This window comes from Arthrobacter sp. K4-10C (genome assembly GCF_059090085.1).
Genome location: NZ_JBNHFI010000003.1, coordinates 325,356 through 344,923 on the forward strand (window position 1 = coordinate 325,356; position 19,568 = coordinate 344,923).

The 19,568-nt window shown below is 66.0% G+C and carries 20 protein-coding genes; 7 read left to right on the forward strand and 13 right to left on the reverse strand.

Annotated features, from left to right (window positions below; genetic code table 11):
* The first annotated feature begins 57 nt into the window (after nt 1–57).
* Entirely contained in the window at nt 58–1,035 is a 978-nt protein-coding gene (locus tag AC5RUU_RS06045) for a hypothetical protein (protein WP_493974304.1), read from the forward strand.
* Here the strand turns inward: AC5RUU_RS06045 and AC5RUU_RS06050 are convergent.
* The gene (locus AC5RUU_RS06050) at nt 1,022–1,678 is read right to left on the reverse strand and encodes a LysE family translocator (protein WP_493974305.1); all 657 of its coding nucleotides are present in this window, start codon (nt 1,676–1,678) and stop codon (nt 1,022–1,024) included. The genes AC5RUU_RS06045 and AC5RUU_RS06050 overlap by 14 nt on opposite strands.
* 105 nt (nt 1,679–1,783) lie before the next feature.
* Here AC5RUU_RS06050 and AC5RUU_RS06055 point away from each other — a divergent pair, with 105 nt between their 5' ends.
* A complete protein-coding gene (locus AC5RUU_RS06055) occupies nt 1,784–2,239 on the forward strand; it encodes an Lrp/AsnC family transcriptional regulator (RefSeq protein ID WP_493974306.1) in 456 nt (151 codons plus the stop codon).
* 172 nt (nt 2,240–2,411) lie between these two features.
* Here the strand turns inward: AC5RUU_RS06055 and AC5RUU_RS06060 are convergent, their stop codons facing one another.
* Nucleotides 2,412–2,873, reverse strand: a complete 462-nt coding sequence (locus AC5RUU_RS06060) for an Lrp/AsnC family transcriptional regulator (protein WP_493974307.1) — start codon at nt 2,871–2,873, stop codon at nt 2,412–2,414.
* A 329-nt stretch (nt 2,874–3,202) separates the two neighbouring features.
* Here AC5RUU_RS06060 and gluQRS point away from each other — a divergent pair, with 329 nt between their 5' ends.
* A complete protein-coding gene (gluQRS, locus tag AC5RUU_RS06065; protein WP_493974308.1) occupies nt 3,203–4,120 on the forward strand; it encodes a tRNA glutamyl-Q(34) synthetase GluQRS in 918 nt (305 codons plus the stop codon).
* A gap of 25 nt (nt 4,121–4,145) precedes the next feature.
* Nucleotides 4,146–4,346, forward strand: coding sequence for an AsnC family protein (locus tag AC5RUU_RS06070; RefSeq protein WP_493974309.1), 201 nt, complete (start codon nt 4,146–4,148; stop codon nt 4,344–4,346).
* 32 nt (nt 4,347–4,378) lie between these two features.
* Here the strand turns inward: AC5RUU_RS06070 and AC5RUU_RS06075 are convergent, their stop codons facing one another.
* Both AC5RUU_RS06075 and AC5RUU_RS06080 read right to left on the reverse strand, forming a co-directional pair.
* Nucleotides 4,379–5,635: a low temperature requirement protein A gene (locus AC5RUU_RS06075; RefSeq protein ID WP_493974310.1), complete on the reverse strand. Its 1,257-nt coding sequence runs from the start codon at nt 5,633–5,635 to the stop codon at nt 4,379–4,381.
* A gap of 34 nt (nt 5,636–5,669) precedes the next feature.
* A complete protein-coding gene (locus tag AC5RUU_RS06080) occupies nt 5,670–6,995 on the reverse strand; it encodes an ATP-binding protein (RefSeq protein ID WP_493974311.1) in 1,326 nt (441 codons plus the stop codon).
* 226 nt (nt 6,996–7,221) lie between these two features.
* On the opposite strand from AC5RUU_RS06080, the gene ggt reads away from it, so the two are divergent.
* Nucleotides 7,222–9,054 carry a gamma-glutamyltransferase gene (gene ggt / locus AC5RUU_RS06085; RefSeq protein WP_493974312.1) on the forward strand — a complete coding sequence of 611 codons (1,833 nt, stop codon included), beginning with the start codon at nt 7,222–7,224 and terminating at the stop codon, nt 9,052–9,054.
* A gap of 105 nt (nt 9,055–9,159) precedes the next feature.
* Here ggt and AC5RUU_RS06090 read toward each other — a convergent pair whose 3' ends face one another.
* The 6 genes from AC5RUU_RS06090 to AC5RUU_RS06115 form a co-directional block, all read right to left on the reverse strand.
* A complete protein-coding gene (locus tag AC5RUU_RS06090) occupies nt 9,160–10,671 on the reverse strand; it encodes an amino acid permease (protein ID WP_493974313.1) in 1,512 nt (503 codons plus the stop codon).
* Between the two features lie 8 nt (nt 10,672–10,679).
* Nucleotides 10,680–12,095, reverse strand: a complete 1,416-nt coding sequence (gene aspA, locus AC5RUU_RS06095) for an aspartate ammonia-lyase (RefSeq protein ID WP_493974314.1) — start codon at nt 12,093–12,095, stop codon at nt 10,680–10,682.
* A gap of 8 nt (nt 12,096–12,103) precedes the next feature.
* Nucleotides 12,104–13,168 (reverse strand): asparaginase, encoded by a 1,065-nt coding sequence (locus tag AC5RUU_RS06100; protein ID WP_493974315.1) that lies wholly within the window; start codon nt 13,166–13,168, stop codon nt 12,104–12,106.
* Nucleotides 13,169–13,194: 26 nt separating this feature from the next.
* Entirely contained in the window at nt 13,195–13,902 is a 708-nt protein-coding gene (locus AC5RUU_RS06105; RefSeq protein ID WP_493974316.1) for a FadR/GntR family transcriptional regulator, read from the reverse strand.
* 3 nt (nt 13,903–13,905) lie between these two features.
* A complete protein-coding gene (locus tag AC5RUU_RS06110; protein WP_493974317.1) occupies nt 13,906–14,085 on the reverse strand; it encodes a hypothetical protein in 180 nt (59 codons plus the stop codon).
* A gap of 107 nt (nt 14,086–14,192) precedes the next feature.
* Entirely contained in the window at nt 14,193–15,200 is a 1,008-nt protein-coding gene (locus AC5RUU_RS06115; RefSeq protein ID WP_493974318.1) for a thermonuclease family protein, read from the reverse strand.
* 371 nt (nt 15,201–15,571) lie between these two features.
* Here AC5RUU_RS06115 and AC5RUU_RS06120 point away from each other — a divergent pair, with 371 nt between their 5' ends.
* Nucleotides 15,572–15,832, forward strand: a complete 261-nt coding sequence (locus tag AC5RUU_RS06120) for a helix-turn-helix transcriptional regulator (protein WP_493974319.1) — start codon at nt 15,572–15,574, stop codon at nt 15,830–15,832.
* Nucleotides 15,829–17,073 carry a type II toxin-antitoxin system HipA family toxin gene (locus AC5RUU_RS06125; protein WP_493974320.1) on the forward strand — a complete coding sequence of 415 codons (1,245 nt, stop codon included), beginning with the start codon at nt 15,829–15,831 and terminating at the stop codon, nt 17,071–17,073. The genes AC5RUU_RS06120 and AC5RUU_RS06125 overlap by 4 nt, the downstream gene beginning before the upstream one ends.
* A 23-nt stretch (nt 17,074–17,096) precedes the next feature.
* Here the strand turns inward: AC5RUU_RS06125 and AC5RUU_RS06130 are convergent, their stop codons facing one another.
* From AC5RUU_RS06130 to AC5RUU_RS06140, 3 genes are all read right to left on the reverse strand, one after another.
* Nucleotides 17,097–18,047 carry a prenyltransferase/squalene oxidase repeat-containing protein gene (locus AC5RUU_RS06130; protein WP_493974321.1) on the reverse strand — a complete coding sequence of 317 codons (951 nt, stop codon included), beginning with the start codon at nt 18,045–18,047 and terminating at the stop codon, nt 17,097–17,099.
* Complete coding sequence (locus tag AC5RUU_RS06135) at nt 18,044–18,661, reverse strand: uracil-DNA glycosylase family protein (RefSeq protein WP_493974322.1); 618 nt, start codon at nt 18,659–18,661, stop codon at nt 18,044–18,046. The genes AC5RUU_RS06130 and AC5RUU_RS06135 overlap by 4 nt, the downstream gene beginning before the upstream one ends.
* Nucleotides 18,662–18,759: 98 nt before the next feature.
* Nucleotides 18,760–19,568: HNH endonuclease (locus AC5RUU_RS06140; protein WP_493974323.1), on the reverse strand; the 809-nt coding region annotated here is incomplete at its 5' end.

Here is a 19,568-nt window from a genome sequence, read left to right on the forward strand (position 1 = left end):
AAATCAGCCGGCGGGACAAGGGCCGATCCACCGCCATGTCCCGGTTAGCATGGAAAGATGACCGCCGGGGACACTGCACCGATCTACTGGGACAGCCGGGACCTCACCCCCTTTGGCCGCCCCCAGTTGCGCACGCCCGTCCATGACCTGGCCGGCGGCGTGGAAGGCCTGCTCAGCGGCGTGATGGGCGGCCGGAACCCGGCCCTGCTGTCGGTTGACGGCGACGTCCCCCGCTTGAAACTTCTCCTGCCCAAGCCTGCCAAGGCTGTCCATGACGCCGTTTTCACCAGCCGGGAACCCGAGCGGCTGATCGCGCTGGCGCGCGCCTACCCGGGCTGGGCGGGACTGTGCTACCTGATGGCCGGGCTGCTCGTGTACAAGCACGGCGGCTACCTGCGAGCTTCCGAACTCCTGCACCGCGGGCTCACCATCCGCAACGACGACGACGCGAACCGCTACTCGTCCACGTACCTCACCAGGATCGTCACCCGGATCGAACTTGCCGAACGCGTGGAGATACCCGTCCTTTTCAGCGAGGAATCCGTGTTTCTTGCGTTGTCCCACTCTCTGCGCGAAACCGGCCGGACGGAAGCGGCTCTGGACGCGCTGACCGGCCTGCCGCCGTCGCTCCCCATGGCCCTGGCGCGCTGCTCGCTGGCCTTGACGCTCGGACGCAGCCGGACGGTGATCGACTGGACCGAAGGGCTGCTCAACGCGGACGATCTTTCCGCGGCGTTGCTGCTGGTGCGGGCGCGCGCCCTGCGGCGGGAGGGGCGCTATGAGGCCGCCCGTGAGGCGATCGGCGAGGTCCTGCGCCGTCGCAAGACGCACATAGCGCTGCGCAACGACGCCCTGACCGACCGTGCGCTGCTGGTCCTGGAATCCAGCCGGCGGTCCCTGAACCCCCGCGACTGGGGCCGGCACCGGCCGGATCCTGAACCGCAGCGGGAGATAGCGGCTCCCATCCCCATCCGCAAGGATGAGGAGATGCGGCGGATCTGGGAACAGGACTGGAAAAAGCTCAGCGAGGACTAGCTGCGGAAGCGAGCAGCGGTAGCAGTTGCTCGCCCAGCAGGACCACACCCAGCAGCACCATAATGATGCCGCTGGCCAGGGTGACGGCGCGGGCTGCCCCGGGCCGGCTCTGCAGGAGGGTGCGGGAGAGCAGCGCAACGGCCGTATACACCAGGCCCGCCAGCGCCACGAACGTCATGCCCAGCAGTCCCGACTGCACCGGCACCGGCAGGGATGCCTCCGCGCTGACAAACTGCGGGATCAGGGCCAGGTAGAAGAGGAGGCCCTTGGGGTTGATGCCGCTGGTGCCCATGCCTTGCAGGAAGGTTCTCAGCTGGCTTCCGGCTGGACGTACGACGGCGTCTGCCGCGCTGAAGGAGGCACCGCGCCACGATCGCAGGGTGCTGACACCCAGCCACATCAGGTATCCGGCGCCGGCCAGGGTGATCCAGCCCAGGACGCCTGGCGTACCGGCCAGCACGGCCGCCAGTCCCGCCACCAGCAGGACGGTGTGGAGGACGTAGCCGCCACAGAGCCCGGCCACTGCGGGAACGAAGCTGCGCTGCCGGAGGCCGGCCGTGATGGAGTACGCCCAGTCCACGCCCGGCGTGCAGGCCAGGGCGGCGGCCACCAAAATGAAGGCCAGGAACAGCTCCGGATTCATTGCGTTTCTCCCGTCGGTTCTCTCAGGAGAAACGATAGGGATTTTCCGCGCGGAAGTGCTGTCCCTTTTTCGCTCGCCACACGGCTCGGGCAGTAACATTATTGCGTGATTGACGCGATTGACCGAAACATTTTGCGCCACCTGAAAGAGGACGGCAGGATCACTGCCACGGCGCTTGCCGCCAAGGTGGGCCTGACCGTGGCGCCGTGCCACCGGCGGCTGCGTGACCTGGAGCAGTCAGGCGTCATCCGCGGGTATAAGGCGGACATTGATGCTGCTGCCGTGGGCCTGGGCTTTGAGGCGATCGTGTTCGTCACGCTCCGGCAGGTGGACCGGCCCACCATGGAGATCTTTGAGCAACGGGTGTCGGACCATCCCAACATCGTGGAGGCGCAGCGGCTCTTCGGCTCGCCCGACTACCTGCTGAAGGTCATCGCCGAGGACCTGCCGGCCTACCAGCGGTTCTACGACGCCGAGCTGACGTCCCTGCCCGGCGTGGAACGCCTGACATCCACGCTGGTGATGAAGAACCTGAAGTCGAACGCGGGCCCGCCGGTGTAGCCGTCCTGTCAGTCCGCGGGAAGCATGTGAACGATGCGGCTTGCGGATCGGCCAGGGCCCGGCCCCTGAACCACCACCTGCGCCCCCTGCGCCTCCATAACCACCCGGGCCGGTGCCGCCCGCACCGCCGCCGGTTGATGGCCTTCTCCTGCTCGTCGGCAGCCGAGGCGGGTCAATCGGCCGCAAGCAATCCGGTGGTGCGGTACGGGATGACTTCCCGGAGGAACATGCTGGTGGAGGTGCGCACGATGCCCGGGCACAGCCTGATCTCTTCGGAAACCCGGTAGAGGTCGTCCGGGCTGGTGGCCACTACCCGGATCAGAAGGTCGGTATCCCCGGCCGGGGCGTGGCATTCGAGGACCTCCGGGATTTCGCGAAGGGCCGCGATGGCCTCGTTGAGGTGGCTCTGGTCGAGCTCGGCGCTGACGGCTGCCGCAACGCCGCGCCCCAGGGCGGCGGGCAGCACCCTGCTGCTGTTGGCGCGGAGCGCGCCGGAAGCAGTCATCCGCTCCAGCCGGGATTGCACCGTCCCGCGGGCCAGCCCCAGCCGCTGGGCAAGCACCATGATGGGCACCCGCGGGTCCTCGTCAAGTGCCCGGAGGATTCGCTTGTCCGTAGCGTCCAGTTCCTGCAATCTGATCAGTTCCTGTCTCGTTGTCGCGAGGGAAATTAGTCAAAGTGACCAGTGGAAGCCCTGCCGGTTGCACCAACTGTAGGTGGGCTGCTGAAATGTTGGCAAATGGGAAACGGCTACCGCCGGACCCCGCAGGCCACGGGCTTTCCGGAACACCACCCGGAGGCTGCAGAAACGCCTCCCGCAAGGAGGCCGCCGCTGATTGACTCTTGTTCACGCATCGTCATTCCGCACCTTTCACGGCAAGGGCCCCTGAGCCACCGATCACCGGGTTTCGGCAGCAATCGGTAGCTGAGGGGCTCTTGTGCTGTTCCGCATAGGCTGGATCCATGACCTCCGCCGGCCGCTTCGCTCCCAGTCCTTCCGGCGAGCTGCATGTGGGCAATTTGCGCACGGCCATCCTGGCATGGCTGTTTGCCCGGTCCACCGGACGTGCCTTCCTGCTCCGGGTTGAGGATCTGGACCGTGCGCGCGCCGGGGCGGAGGCTGCGCAGCTGCGGGACCTTGCGGTAATGGGCGTGACCTGGGACGGCGGCGTGGTCCGGCAGACTGCCCGGGGCCGGCTCTACGAGGATGCCATCACCCGGCTGCGAAGCGCGGGCCTGACCTATGAGTGCTTCTGCACCCGCCGGGAAATCCAGGAGGCGCCGTCAGCCCCGCACGCCCCGCAGGGTGCCTACCCCGGAACCTGCCGCAACCTGGATGCCGCGGAGCTGGAGTTCAAGCGTTCCCTCCGTCCCGCGGCCATCCGCCTCCGGTCGGATGTCGGCGAATACACCGTGCGGGATATGTTGCACGGTGACTTCACGGGCGTGGTGGACGACTTTGTACTGCGCCGGAACGACGGTGTGGTGGCCTACAACCTGGCCGTGGTAGTGGACGATGCGGAGCAAGGCATCGACCAGGTGGTCCGCGGCGACGATCTGCTTCCCTCCACTCCGCGGCAGGCCTACCTGGCCGCGCTGCTGAATATTCCCTTACCGGAATATGCGCACGTTCCGCTCGTGGTTAACTCCGACGGCGCCCGCCTGGCCAAGCGCGACGGAGCTGTCACCATCACCGACTTGGCGAAGGCCGGCGTCCCCGCTGACGCCGTGCGCGCCCGGCTCCTGCGATCACTCGGCCTCCCCCCGGGGACGCTCCACCAGGCACTGGAAGCCTTCAACCCCTCCAGGCTGCCCCGGGACCCATGGGTCTGGCCGGGGCCGGCGTCAACATGGGTTGACGGTCCGGCGGCCGTCAACTAATGTTGACGGCGTGGAGGTGGAGCGGATGAAGACACTGGTTGGATCGATGGACGGCAAAGGGCCCGCCGAGGCCCTGTATGCGGTGGCCGAACTGCAGAAGGAAGTCAGCCGGGCGGAATCTGCCCTGGTGCGGAATGCCCGGCAGGCCGGGCTGTCCTGGGAAGCCATCGCCCTGTGCCTTGGGGTCAGCAAGCAGGCTGTACACCGGAAGTACGGCAAGCAATAGCGCCGCCCGGGACGGATTTAGGCGGGGCGGATTTAGGCCGGGCGGGCAGGTTCTCCTGACTCGAGCCGCTGCAACGCAGTATGCAGGCGCTCGGTCCCGCGCCGCTCATCAATAACAATCGACGCCGCCAGCCCAAGCACGATGACCAGCATGCACACCGGGACCGAGGCCCCCAAAGCCGCGAGGCCGACGGCGCCTGCCAGGACCGCCATGATTCCGCCTGCCACGGCGATTACGGTCCTGTCCGGACCCATCATCACGCTGTACAGCCAGGTCAGCGCCAGTTTGAAGACAGCAACCGGGATGGCAATGGACGCCACGGCCGCGGCTGCACTGACGTGCGCCTCATGGTCGATGTAGTAAGCCGCAACGTGGAGCCCGGCCCCGGTGGCTGCGATCGCGGCGAAGATGGGGATGTGCCCGTAGCCGAAGAGGAACGAGCGGTGCCGCCGGACGTGCAGGGCCCGTCCCGCCGGAAGCATGAAGTACACCCACCACATCCCGAAGGCCAGCGCCGTACCGCCGAAGCCGACCAGTGCCGCGTCCACGCTCCAGCCGTGGTTGGCCACGATGGCCCGGAGGGTTTCAATGGCGCCAATCAGGCACTCCCCCAGGGCGATGATGGCCAGCAGGCCGTAGCGTTCAGCGATATGGTGAGCGTGCCACGGAGTCCTCTCGCTGCGCTCCGCGGCGTAGGGGATGGCCATTTCCAGTGCAACCAGGGGGATGACCAGGAGGAATGTGGTGGCCACGTCGGTCTCGACGATCAGCACGGCGATCCAGCCGAGCTGCACGAGGGCCAGGTACCGGGCGTAGCGCAGGCAAGTCTGCCGGCGCGCCGGGTCCTGTCGGGACGCCCTGACCCACTGGGCCACCAGGGCGAGCCGCATGAGTACGTACCCGGCCACGATCACCCGGTTGTCCACGTGGTGGCCCTCGGCGATCGAGTGGAACATCGGCTCGATCCCCATGGTGAGGATCAGCACCCCCACGATCTGGACCATGGTGACCACCCGGAACACCCAGTCGTCCGTGTCATAGGCGCTGGCGAACCAGGTGAAGTTGATCCAGGCCCAGATCACCGCGAACATCGCGAAAGCGAACCCCAGGAGCCCCGCCGCGAAGTGGGTCTCGGCGATCTCGTGGGCGAACTGGCTGCCCGCCACCCCGAAGGCGATAACGAAGGTCAGGTCGAAGAAGAGCTCAAGGGGAGTGGCGGCCCGGTGCTTCTCATGGGGGTCACGGCCGCCCATGCGCGCAAAGGCATGCCGAAGAGGGTTCGAGGACATGCCTCAAAGATTACTTGCCCTAGACACGGGCTGGTTATACGCGTCCCAGAACGTCGATGTCTTCAAGGAAGTCCTGGTGGACTTCCTTGCTGACGGTGGTCCGGGTGTCGGCGATGGCGTCCAGGTAGTCCTGGGTGGACGGGCCTTTCCGAACCGCCTCCCGGACCGACGGCCCGGCTCCGGAGGCCAGCCCGCCGTCGCTGTCGTTACCGTAGACAGCGTTTTCAAGCGCGCGCTGGGAGGCGCTGCGGGCCGCGTACTCGATGTCCGCGGGGGAGAAGCCCTCGGTGCGCTCCACCAGGAGCTCAACGTCCACGGCATCCACCACGGGCGCGGGAATGAAGCGCTGCCACATGGCTTCGCGCGCCTGCCGGTCCGGCAGCCCGATGGGGATTACGTAGTCGAACCGGCCGTGCCGCAGGAACGCGGAGTCCAGCGCCCGGATGAAGTTCGTGGCGCACACCAGCAGCCTGCCGGGCTGTTCGCGGAAGGCCGGGATGATCTTCAGGAGTTCGTTGGTGACGCCTTGCAGCGGCGACGGCGGCTCGCCGGAACGCTGCGAGGCGATTTCCTCCACCTCGTCGATGAACACCACGGCGTGTTCCAGTTCCGCGATTTCCAGGAACGTCTCGCGCAGCGCCCCGGCCAGGCCCTGCGGGTCGGCCGCCAGGCGGGAGGGGAACACTTCCACGAAGGGCCATTCCAGCCGGGAGGCGATGGCCTTGGCGAAGGTTGTCTTGCCGGTACCTGGCGGACCAAAGAGTACGACGGCGCGCGGCGGGACCACGCCGAATTCATCAGCCAGGTCGGCCTCGGCCAGCGGAAGCACCAGGCGGCGTTCCAGCAGCTCCTTTTCCCGGTGCATCCCGGCCACGTTCTCCCAGAGGTCCCGGGCCAGGACGCGTCCGCCCAGCTGGCCCAGCGCGCCGAGTTCCTGCCGCTGGACGGGGATGGTCCGTTCGAAGTAGCGCAGGTTCTTTTTCAATGCGAAGCCGCGGCCCAGGAAGGCTTCCACCCGGGTCTCCGATTCCGGCATCAGGGCAGAGAGTTTGTTTAGTCCGTGTGGAGCCATGCGGTTTTCGACGGCTGCCAGGAGCGAAGTGCCGATCCCGCGGCCGCGGTATTCGGGGAGGGTGGCCAGGAAGACGATCCAGCCCTGGTCATGTGCGGCGCGTCCGACGGCGGCGCCCACCACCTGCTCGCCCTGCACGGCGACGACTGCATGGTCCTTTTCACAGGACGCCAGCACCTCGGAAAGGGCATAGACCGGTTCGACGTTGCTCGCCTTCAGGGTCTCCCAGAGGTGCAGGATCCCGTCCAGGTCCGCCGAGTGGAAATCCCTGATCCGCCAGTTGGTCATCTGTTTCTCCCGGGTGGTTCGTCATTGAACTGCTGTCGTGAGCTCCCCGCCTGAGCGCGGTGGCTGCACAGGAAGCATAAGCGATCGGCCGTCTTCGGCAGGTTGCGGGCCCGTTGCGTGACGCGCCCTGCAACGGGCTCCGGTTAGGTAGGCGCAGGCGTTGAGTGTCCCATGCCCGAGGAGTAACGTGTGGCCCACCTCACCCGCACCCCCATCAGGAGCAACCATGCCACATCTGGGACGCCGGTTTGCTGCAGTAACGGCAGCGTTGGCGATGAGCGTGACCACCGGGGCGATCATGAGCCCCGCCTCTGCCCACCAGCAGCAGCAGAAGGACAACATTCAAAAGACCCCCACGGCAACGGGCTACGGCGGCGCCGTGAGCACCGTCGACGTGGACGCATCTGCTGCAGCGATCGAAATCCTGCGCAAGGGTGGCAACGCTGTGGATGCTGCCGTGGCAGCGGCCGCCACCCTCGGCGTCACTGAGCCATACAGCGCCGGCATCGGCGGCGGCGGCTACTTTGTTTATTACGACGCGAAGAGGGGCAAAGTCAGCACGATCGACGGCCGCGAAACCGCGCCCGCTGCAATGCCCAGGGACGCGTTCATCAACAAGGCGACCGGAGCGGCATATCCGTTTCGGAAGCAGGCCACGAGCGGGATTTCCGTCGGCGTGCCCGGCACGCCTGCCACGTGGGAGCGGGCTTTGGATCGCTGGGGCAGCATGAGCATTCGGGAAACATTGAAGCCTGCAATCCAGGTGGCGAACCGGGGCTTCGTGGTTGACGAAACATTCCGTCAGCAGACGCTGGAGAACAGGGACCGCTTCCTGCCATTCGACGCAACCCGGCAGCTATTCCTTCCGGGGCCGGATAACGATGCACCCGCTGTCGGATCCATCCTGAAAAACCACGGTCTCGCCGAGACATACCGGCTCATGGCAAGGGAGGGTGTAGACGTCTTCTACGAAGGTTCGATCGCGGAGGAAATCGTCACCACCGTCCGGACCGCCCCCTCAAACCCGGATCCCGCAGCCCTTCCGGGGCCTGCAGGCGTCATGACCACTGAAGACCTGGATGCCTACGAGGCTCTTGACCAGGACCCCACCCACGTGAACTACCGTGGCTACGACGTCTACGGCATGGCGCCTTCCAGCAGTGGCGGCACCACCGTGGGCGAGGCCCTGAACATCCTGGAGGTCTTCGACCTGCCGTCCCTGCGGCAGGACCAGCCCAAGGTCCTCCACCACTATCTCGAAGCCAGTGCCCTGGCCTTCGCAGATCGCGGCGCGTACGTGGGAGACCCGGCCTTTGTGGACGTCCCCACGGCGGCACTGCTGGACCCGGTCTTCGGAAAGGAACGCGCCTGTGAGATTGATCCGGCAAAGGCAGCGCCGAAGCCGGTTCCCGCTGGCGACGTAAGGTCCTACGACGGTGCCTGCGAGCTGCCGGCAGCTGTCCAGAGCAATCGGACCGACACGGAACAGCTTTCCACTACCAACCTCACCGTTTCTGACAGGTGGGGCAACGTTGTGGAGTACACGCTCACCATTGAGCAGACCGGTGGTTCCGGCATTGTGGTCCCTGGCCGGGGCTTCATCCTCAATAACGAGCTGACGGACTTTTCCCCGGTGTACAGCGAAACGGACCCCAACCGCATCGAACCGGGCAAGCGGCCGCGCTCGTCTATGTCGCCCACCATCGTGCTCAAGGACGGCAAGCCGTTCGTCGCGCTTGGCTCGCCGGGCGGTGCAACCATCATCACCACGGTGCTGCAGACACTCATCAACCGCATCGATCTCGGCATGAGTATCTCTGAGGCACTTGCCGCACCGCGCGCTTCCCAGCGCAACTCGGCAACACCGCAGGCCGAACCGGCTTTCATCGCCGCCTACGAAAGCCAGCTCAAAGAGTACGGCCACCCGGCCTTCAGCTCCGTTGCCGAACTCGGCGCCGCCACGGCCATCGAGTTCCTCCCGGACGGCCGCACGGTAGCTGCAGCCGAACCCGTACGGCGGGGCGGAGGATCGGCGATGGTGGTAAAACCGTCACGCTAGCCTGCAAGCCGGTCCCTTAAAACCCGACGGCGGCACCCCAGGTTCCAAAATTCAGGAGCCCCGGGGTGCCGCCGTCGGACGTTCGCGCTGGCTGGTTGCCGGGCGTTACTTTTTGAAGGTCTCTGCCGGCGGGTTCGCCACCACGGGAGAGATTCCGGTGTAGCCGTCGCGGGTTTCGGCGATTTCGTGGATGCGTTTGCGGCAGGCGTACCAGCCGAAGACCATCAGGATTGAGGCGATGGCGGTGACGAGCATGGTCAGGGGGGAGTCGATGAAGACCATGACCAGGACGCCGAGGAGGAAGAGGAGGGAGAGGTAGCCGGTGTAGGGGGCGCCGATCATGCGGAAGGAGGGGCGTTTGAGCCAGCCTTTGTCGGCCCAGCGTTTGAGTTGGATCTGGCACAGGACGATGGTGGCCCAGGTCATGATGATGCCTACGGAGGCGACGTTGAGGACGATTTCGAAGGCCTGGGCCGGGACGAGGTAGTTCAGCGGGACGCCCAGGAGGGAGACGCCGGCGGTGATGGCGATGCCGCCGTAGGGGACGCCTGCTTTGTTCATCCGGGAGGCGAATTTGGGGGCGGAGCCGTTGACGGACATGGAGCGCAGGATCCGGCCGGTGGAGTAGAGCCCGGCGTTCAGTGAGGACAGGGCTGCGGTGAGGACGACGAGGTTCATGATGACGTCCACGCCCTGGATGCCGATGGAGCCGAAGAAGGTCACGAAGGGGCTGACGCCCTTTTCGTAGGAGGTGTAGGGCAGCAGCAGGGCGAGCAGGATGACGGAGCCGACGTAGAACACGGCGATGCGGAAGACCACGGAGTTGATGGCCTTGGGCATGATTTTTTCGGGGTTTTCGGTTTCGCCGGCGGCGGTGCCCACCAGTTCGATGGAGGCGTAGGCGAACAGGACGCCTTGCATGAGGATGATCATGGGCAGCAGGCCGTTGGGGAAGATTCCGCCGTTGTCGCTGATGAGGCTGAAGCCGACCTGTTGGCCGTCCACGGGGGTGCCGAAGATGACGAAGTAGGTGCCGACGATGAGGAAGATGACCAGGGCTGCGACCTTGATCAGGGCGAACCAGAATTCCATTTCGCCGAAGACCTTGACCGAGACCAGGTTCAGGGCGAGGACGACGAGGAGGGCGATCAGTGCCCAGGCCCATTGCGGGACGGCTGCCATCCAGGGGATGTAGTTGCCGAAGAAGTTCATGTAGAGGGCGGCGGCGGTGATGTCCACGATGGTGGTGGTGGCCCAGTTGATCCAGTAGAACCAGCCGGACACGAACGCTGCTTTTTCGCCGAAGAATTCGCGGGCGTAGGAGACGAAGGAGCCCGAGGAGGGGCGGTGCAGGACCAGTTCGCCCAGGGCGCGCAGGATCAGGAACGCGAAGAAACCGCACACCGCGTAGGCGATGACCAGGGACGGGCCGGCTGCGTTCAGGCGGCCGCCGGCGCCCAGGAACAGGCCGGTGCCGATCGCGCCGCCGATCGCGATCATCTGGATCTGCCGGGGCTTGAGGTTCTTGTGGTAGCCCTTGTCCTCAGCGTGCAGCGCCCGCTCCGAAGCATGCGCCTGTGGCGGCACGGTGTGGTCTGTGATGGGGGAAGTTGTCATGGGGTGTCCTATTTGCTCAAGTTGGCGAGGCGTTCGGGGCTAAGGAGTTCCTGGAGCTGGGCGCCGGTGAGGAGCCCGTGCTCAAGGACGAGTTCGGCCACACCCTTGCCGGTGGCCAGTGCTTCCTTCGCGATGGCGGTGGCGGTGGCATAGCCCAGGTGGGGATTGAGGGCTGTGACCAGGCCGATGGACTGCTCCACCGTGCGGCGGAGGTGTTCGGTGTTGGCGGTGATGCCCCGGATGCAGCGGGCGGTAAGGGTGCGGCATGCTGCTTCCAGGTGGGAAATGCTCTTGTGGAGGCTGTGGACAATGACGGGCTCGAAGGCGTTCAGCTGGAGCTGCCCGGCTTCGGCGGCCATGGTGATGGTCACGTCGTTGCCGATGACTTCGTAGGCCACCTGGGAGACCACTTCCGGGATCACCGGGTTGATCTTGCCGGGCATGATGGAGGAGCCGGACTGGACGGCCGGCAGGTTGATTTCGCCGAAGCCCGCACGCGGGCCGGACGAAAGGAGGCGGAGGTCGTTGCAGATCTTGGAGAGCTTCACGGCCACCCGCTTCAGAACACCGGAGAGGTGGACGAAGGCGCCCACATCCTGGGTGGCCTCAATGAGGTCGACGGCGGTGACCAGCGGCAGGCCCGTCACCTCGGCCAGGTGCCGGCAGGCTGCCTCGGCGTAGCCCGCCGGCGCGTTCAGGCCCGTGCCGATGGCAGTGGCGCCGAGGTTGATTTCGTGGATGAGCAGTTCTGCTTCGGCGAGGCGCAGCCGGTCTTCACCAATAGTGATGGCGTAGGTGCCGAATTCCTGGCCCAGGGTCATGGGCACGGCGTCCTGCAGCTGGGTGCGGCCCATCTTCACTACGGTGCGGAACTCGAGGGCCTTGGCGGCGCAGGCTTCCTCGAGTTCGGCCAGGGCGTCCACCAGTTCCCGGGCGGCGAAGATGGTGCCCAGCTTCACGGCTGTGGGGTAGACGTCGTTGGTGGACTGGCTGAGATTGACGTGGTCGTTCGGGTGCAGCCGTGCGTAGTCGCCCTTGGGGTGGCCCAGGATTTCCAGGGCACGGTTGGCGATGACCTCGTTGGCGTTCATGTTCGACGACGTGCCGGCGCCGCCCTGGATGACGTCCACGACGAACTGGTCGGCAAACCGGCCGTCCAGGATGTCCTGGCACGCCTGTTCGATGGCGTCTGCGCGTTCCGCGTCCAGAAGCCCGAGCTCCCGGTTGGTGCGTGCCGCTGCGAGCTTCACCGCTGCGAGGCCGCGGACCAGGTGGATGTTGGAGGAGAGCTTCTGGCCGGTGATGGGGAAGTTCTCCACCGCCCGGAGGGTGTGGACACCCCAGTAGGCGTCGGCCGGGACGTCGCGGTCGCCGAGCAGGTCGTGTTCGGACCTGACGTCCGCAGCGGGTTCAATGATGGTCATGGGGGTCCTCACAGGGCTTCGTTGTCGGGCGTGGACGGGTTGTGGTTCAAAAAGTCGGTGGCCTGCAGCAGGCCCACCTGGTGCCCGCCGCCGATTACCGGCGCTGTGGCGATGGCGTCGAGGGGTTCCGCGTTGACGCCAAGGGCCTCCAGCATCCCTACCGTGGCGGGCATCCGTGCGCGGTCGCCGCCGTCGGAAATTTTAACGGCCACGGCCCGGCCGTCGGACAGGCCCACTAGCTGGACGCCTTCGAAGCCGTCCTTGGCGACGGCGCCGGGGAGCAGGCGCATGAGGTCCGTGACGTCGCGCCCCTCCCCGGCCGCCATCTCCGGATGCTGCTGCATGGCGAGCCCAACGGCGGCTTCCGCGCTGCCGCCGTCGTCCGCGGTCTTGAAGGGTCCGGCTGCCTGGGCGATGCGGCCGAACGCACGGGCCATGCCCCGGAGGGTCAAGGCGAAGAGCGGCGTTCCGCAGCCGTCGGTGCTGAAGGCTGTAGGTTCCTCGCCGGTCAGGCCGGTCACGGTGGTCCGGACGAGTTGCTGCAGCGGGTGGGACGGGTGGAGGTAACCCTGGACCGGCCAGCCGTTGATGACGCAGGTGGCGGCCATGGCGGCGTGCTTGCCTGAGCAGTTCTGAGTGAGTTGTGTGGCACGGCCGCCGCTGCGTAGCCAGTCCTCGCGTTCGGACACGCCATAGGGGAGGTCGGTGCTGTTTTCCAGGTCGGTGGCGGACAGGCCGTACATTGTGAGGATTCGCAGGGCGCCGTCCCGGTGTTCCGCGGCCCCGGAGTGGCTGGCGGCGGCCAGGGCCAGAAGGTCTGCCGGGAGCTCGAGTCCGGCGCGGACCATGGCGACGGCCTGCAGCGGCTTGAGCGAGGACCGGGGGTAGAAGGGGGTTTCCGGATCCCCTGCGGTTGCCAGGGTGGAACCGTCCGCGGCGAGGGCGATGGCCGAGCCGTAGTGGATGCTCTCCACCAGTCCGTCACGGATGGCGGCGACCAGGGGAGCGTGCTGCGGGAGGCTCGATGGAGCCGGGGCAGCAGCGCGGGCAGCGGAAAACACAGGGGAGGGCATGGGGTCCTTGGGTGGTTGCTTTGTGGCTAGTTGTTGAGGATGGAGTCGAGGGCCTCGCCCACGGCGCGAAGGTGGTTGGCCATGGCCGCGCTCGCCCTGGTGGCGGAGCCGGCCTCGATGGCGGCGAGGATCTGCTGGTGTTCGATGTCTGAGGCGTGCTGCCGGTCGGCCACCATGTTCAGGGTTTCCGACTGGTGGGCCAACGCGTCACGGATATCGGCCACCACGCTGGCGAACACCTTGTTGCCGCTGGCGCGTGCGATGGCTGCGTGGAAGCTTGAGTCGAGGGAAACCCAGGATTCCGGGTCGGCTTCCGTAGTCATGGCGGCCACGATGTGGCGGAGGGTTTCCAGTTCCTCGTCGGTACGACGTTCGGCCGCCAGTCCGGCTGCAGGAACCTCGATGTGCGGGCGGGCCTCGGTCAGGTCGCGTGCTGAATATTGGCCGAGGGTGAGGTCGTTGGCCACCTTGTTGGCGACGACGAACGTGCCCTTGCCGGTCCGGGTCACCGTAAGGCCCAGGGCGGTGCAGGAGCGGAGCGCTTCGCGGATGACCGAGCGGCTCACCCCGTACTGCTGGGCGAGGGCGGCTTCCGAGCTGAGCTTGCCACCCACAGGGACCAGGCCGGACTCGATATCGCCGCGGATGGCGTTGAACACTGCTTCGGCAGCACTGAGGCGCGCGAGGGGAGAAGCCGCAGGCTGTCCTGCTGTCCGGCTGTCTGACAGGTTCACGCATTAAAATATGGCAGGGGTCACAACTGGTGTCAATTCCCGGGGCCGAGGGCGCGAGTGGAACTCGGAGTATTTCGAGCTGACCCGTGCGCGGTCCACGGAGATCGCGATGTGCGGGTTGGCGTCACGGCGCGAGAACTCGTCGATAAGGTTCTGCGCGTAGGTCACCAGATATGTGACCACCCTTTGGTGCTGCGGCAGCACCAAAGGCCATCGCCGGAGGCATGGAAAACGGCATTCTGCAGGTTGCCCAGAGCATTCAAGCTCTCGGACCCGCTGTCGTTGGGTGTTTAGCAGGGGCTCCAGGTCTTCCCGCCCGGTGCATAACACCTCGGACCTGTGTATTTGGACGGTGCCGGTGGTACATACGGGGCAGGAGCCGGTGGAACGTATGGCTGGGGAGCCGGGGCCACGTATGGCGCCGGTACGGGCAGCCTACGGAGCCGCTCTGCTTCCGCAGCGGCCTGCCGGGCCGCCTCCTCTGCGGCTGCCTTGGCCGCGGCAGCTGCTTCGTCGGCAGCCTTCTTCTCAGCAGCCGCACGTTCCTCCGCGGCCTTCTTTTCTGCTGCAGCGCGGGCTTCAGCTGCCAGGCGTTCTTCTTCCGCCTTCTTTTCAGCTGCCGCCAACGTCGACTGCTGCGACTTGAATTCGTCCCTCTTCTGCTCCCCCGTCGAGATCTTGCTGTCGAGGACAGACAATGCGGCCGCAGTTGCGGCAGCGGAAAGCCCAGCCCAATAGATCGCCCTGTTTGAGGCCTTGGTCGCAGCAAAGACTGCCCGTAGAGACTTTGCGGTTGCCAGCTGGGTCACGAGCAGTGCGGCGGCCGCGCCGGCGGCGGCCGAAGTGGCTGCAGGTGCAGCACCGGCAGCTTCTTCGAGCGCCTGCGCAGTCTGGGCGAGCTGCGCCGGTAGTGTGCAAGCGATGGTTTCGGAGAAGAGCCCCGTCTTCGCGCTTCGGGCTTCCTCATAAGCTTCTTCCACAGGCGGCAGGAACTTGACGTTCCCGTCGTACTGGACGGGTATGCCCAGTCCCTCACGGGCGATTTCTGCGTTGACGAGAGTGCCGTCTGGAGCGAATACGCCTGCGAGAGTCCGGCCGAAGCGGTCGTGCCGGTCCTTGTCGAACTCAAGGCGAACGGAGGTGCCCGGCGGAAGGGTGCTGGCAAGGTAATCAGTGGCCTGCGGCCCGAGGCATTCGACAGGCTGGTTCGGGTCCTTGGTCTCTGGGGTGTCCACGTTCAGCAGACGGATTGTGTGATCCGCGTTGTTAATCGACACCACCAAGGTGTCGCCGTCCACAATTCTGACGACCGTGCCGTTATCAGCGTTGGCTGCTGCGCTTACGGCTATCGAGCCTGCAACCAGACCGGCCGTTGCGACTGATGCGATGATTAGATTCTTGATGGAGGTCCCCTTTGAATAGGCACATCAGAAATCTGCGGCACTCTGCTTGACCTCGAAGAAACCTGAAGCTTTCTCCTTAATGCTGGGCGCTACCCCTCAGCTTCTGCTCAAGTTCCCGTCAAGGTTGCCGTAGTCTTGGCATCCTCACCCGCTGACTGCCGGATAGACCAGCACGTTCGTGCCGGTTTGCCCTATTTTCTGGTCGAGTTCCCGAGTAGGCTTACAGATACGCCCCAGACCGGCACGAGCGTACCTATAGGACTGGCATGGACCACGAATTCACCGACTCGTTGGCTTTTGAAGTGCGCTCACGGCGGAGCGCCCTCGGTATCACGCAGCGCGACCTGGCCGACCTGGCCGGTGTCTCCGAACGGTTCATCCGCTTCGTCGAGCAGGGAAAGCCCAGCATCCAGCTGGATTCGCTGATCGCTGTCCTCAATACACTGGGGCTCGAGCTTCGCATCGCAACAAAAATCAGTTCCGCCGACACGCGCGCAGATGCGGGCTCCCACGGCGCAGGACGATGACGCACCGCATTGCCGACATCTACAAGGCCGGCATCCTGGCGGCGAGGCTGGAAAGGCACGACGGCGGAACCCGGTTCAGCTACCTCCCGGCCTATCTCGCATCCGGGGGGCCCGCCGTCGCTTCCTCCCTGCCGCTTACCAGCGAGCCCGTCCTGTCTGCTGCGGGCGCCGCTCCGCCCTATTTCACAGGCCTGCTGCCGGAGGGCCGCCGGCTCAACGCGCTCCGGCGCTCCATCAAAACCAGTGCAGACGATGACCTGTCCCTGCTCATCGCGGCCGGCGGCAACCCCGTGGGAGACGTTCAGATCGTCGGGCACGGGGAACCGCTGGACCCCGATGAGCACGCCGTGCAGCTGGATCCTCAGCAGCCAGTGGACTTCGGCCAGCTCCTGGGCGACCCCGACCTGATCGACCCGGTGGCGCTCGCCGGAGTACAGGACAAGCTGTCCGCAGGCATGATCTCGCTACCGGTGGCGAGCGCCGGCAAACGGTTCATCCTCAAACTCAACGCCCCCGAATTTCCGCACGTTGTGGAGAATGAGCTGGTCATGTTCCGCTACGCAGCCCGGCTGCGGATTCCGCTCAGCCGTGTCCAGCTGATCCGGGACGTCGCCGGCCGGCCGGGACTGCTGGTGGAACGCTTCGACCGTGTACCCCGGCCTGGGGGAGAGCCGGACGACGTGCTGCGCCTGCCTGTTGAGGACGGGGCGCAGGTGCTGAAGCTGTATCCGGCGGATAAGTACAACGTGGGTTACGGACAGGTCTGCCATGCGCTGGCAGACCACTGCTCGGCCCCGCTTCCTGCCCTCCGGAACCTTGCCATCCAGGGTGCCTTCGCCTGGCTGACGGGCAATGGCGACCTGCACGCGAAGAACGTCTCCATGGTCCGGAATCCGCACGGCGAATGGGCTATTGCCCCGGTCTACGACATTCCCTCCACGGTGGTTTACGGGGACAAGACCCTGGCGCTGACCATGAACGGCAAGCGCACGGGGATCTCGCGGCGCCACTTCCTTGGCTGGGCAACGGAGCTTGGACTACCCGAGCGGGCGGCCGTGAAGGTGCTGGAACTCGCGTTGAAAGCGTCGGGACCGCTGGTGGCCGACCTTGAGGCTGGGACGGCCTTTGCCGTCCTCAAAGGCCAAAGAGGAAACGACGACGGAGGCTCGCCCTTCCCGGACATGGTCACCAGGGCCTGGGTCAAGGAGCTGAAGCACCGCCGGCGTCTTCTCGAGGGGTGAGGCAGAGCTCGCTTGTGACGGGTTCACGAACCGTCGAACCAGCGCAGGACACGCATGGCACGCAGGGTGTTCCAGCGGCTGGGCAGTCCGTCGCCGTCCTCGAGCGGGAAGTGAATCTTGCCGGGATGCGTGTTCTCCAAAAGCCAGGTCCCGTCCCGCTGCTCTTTTGAGCGGACCACGTCCACAGCCTCTGCCAGGCGCCCGTCCGGGGCAGCTCCCGTTCCCCGGAAGTAGTCCAGGCCCCGGAGGATGTCGTAGAACCAGCGGGTGGGGTAGGAGAAGCTCAGCCAGTCCCTATTGATGAGTTCGCCCGTCGACTTCCGCCGCATCAGCCGTCGTTCCAGAAGGTACTCTTCAGCCCGTTCCCGGGCAGCCCGGGAGCCGTGCGTCCCGCCAGTGGCCAGCTCGTACTCCAGTATTCCTTCAAGGACGCAGATGGTGCTGTGGAATGAAGAGCGCGTTGATCCGCGTTCAGCCTCGCAGTTCCAGCCCCCGTCGGGCAGCTGTTCCCGCGTCAGGCGCTCCACCACGCTGTCCACGTCTTCCCCGAAGTAGGCACCGAGTGCTGTGGCCATGCCGTTGATACAGGGTTCCACTTCACCCTCGAAGAACGGCTGGTTGCCTTCTTCCCAGCGGCTGTTCTCCCTGACCTGAGCGATGGCATGACGGGCCTCCGGGCTGTCCGGAACCAGGCCGAAGCCGCGCAGGAGCAACAGGCTGTAGGTGGTGGCGGTCCACGGCTGATTGTCGGGATCGTCATCCACCGCCGGCCAGTAGGTGCCGCCGGCCCACTGCCCGTCCGGTCCCTGCAGGGCGAGCAAACGGGCGCCCCAGCCTTCGGCGGCAACGCGGTTCCGCTCGGCCCGGATCTTTGCGACAGGAGCATCGGTGAGGTCGCGGAGAACCTGCCAGCAGATGGCGGGGTCGCTGGCCAGGAGCCATTCCAGCACCTTCTGCCGCCCGGCAGGCCTCACAGGTGCTGGATGCCGGCCCGCTGCATGGCGTCCTTATAGGTCTCCACGTTCTTGGCCAGAAGCTCTTCCTGCTTGGTCTCGGAGACTGCGAACGCGCGGCCTCCGAGCGCAGTCGCCTTGTAGACCTTGATGCCGCTGTTTTTCAGCGCCGAGTGGTAGGTCTTTTCGTAAAGGGTGAGGAAGGCGGAGGCGTCGGTGCCGTGGGCGATGATCGCTGAGACGCGGGAGTTGATCTTGAGGAACTGGCGGAACGCGCGCAGGCCGTCAGTTTTCTCCTGCACGCTCAACGCCGACGGGCTGCCCGGCTCCCGGACCCAGGGGTAGGCGTTCCACGGCATGACATAGCGGGGATCGAGTTCAGCGAGTTCGTAGATCTGCGTGGCACGGCGGGCGGCTTCATCGTCGTTGTTGTGCGAGACGAAGCCGGACTCGGTTCCTTTTCCGGGGCTGCCCTGCAGGCTGACGATCCGGCATTCGTCCTCGTCGTGTACGGGGTCGATGTACGGGACGGTGGAACCGGGCTTCCTCTCCATGAGCTCGTCACAAAGCTGGGTTACCTTCGCGATGTTCGGTTCTTGTAGCAGGGCCTTCTTTTCATCCCAGTCAATCGTCACGATCTCTCCCTCACAGCAAGGTGGTCAGAACCAGGCGTCTTAGGCCACTCTACGCTTCCGCCCTGAGGGTAGGCAGGAAAATTTGGCCCTCGGCACTCCTACACCCGGAGCAGCTGGTTGAAGTGCGCACGCTTGAGAGCCTTGGCGCGCGGGCTATGTGCACGACGGCGGCGCGCGGGCGTGCCGGTACGGGTGGCTGAGGCGCCATCCGGGGAAGCCGCGGTTCGTAGTGTGCCGGGGAGTGGTGGCGCGGTGGAGTGGTAGGTGTGGCCGGTGGGGGTCCGGGTCTGGACTGCGGGGCGGACTGCATGGCGTGGGCCCAGTACCGGTTTGGCTGCCCAGCCGGGGGTTTCCTTGGTGTGGTTGCAGGCCTCGCAGAGCCCCTGGCCGTTGCCGGCATTGGTGGAGCCGCCGTCGTGCCAGGCGGTGATGTGGTCGTGATGGCGGATCGGCGCGTCGCAATACGGGGTGCGGCAGGTGTCGTCCCGGACCTGGAGGAAGCGTTTGAGCCCTGCCGGGAAGAGCCGGGCCTTCGAATCCAGCGCCACGAGCTCCCCGGTGCCGGGCGCGGTGTACAGCCGGCGGAGCCAGAGGGCCAGGTCTTGCTTGCCGGGAAAATCGTCGCGCTGGCCGGAAGCATGGCCGCCAGCGGCGGCTGCCGAGTTCCTTCCGCTCCCCTCCCTCCCTGCTTTGGCCGCCTCGTCTTCGGTTTTGTCATCGAGGAGCAGTGCGCGGGCCCACCCGGCCGGGACGATCCCGTAGCCGGGAAGGCGGGCGGGTTCGCTGTCGCCCTGGAACAGGGTCCGGTCCGTCATCACCAGTTGGAGGTCGATGCCGGTGATCCCGCCCGGGGTGCCGGTGACCCGCTCGACCAGGGCGTCCGCCATGACCTGGCCCCGGGACCGGT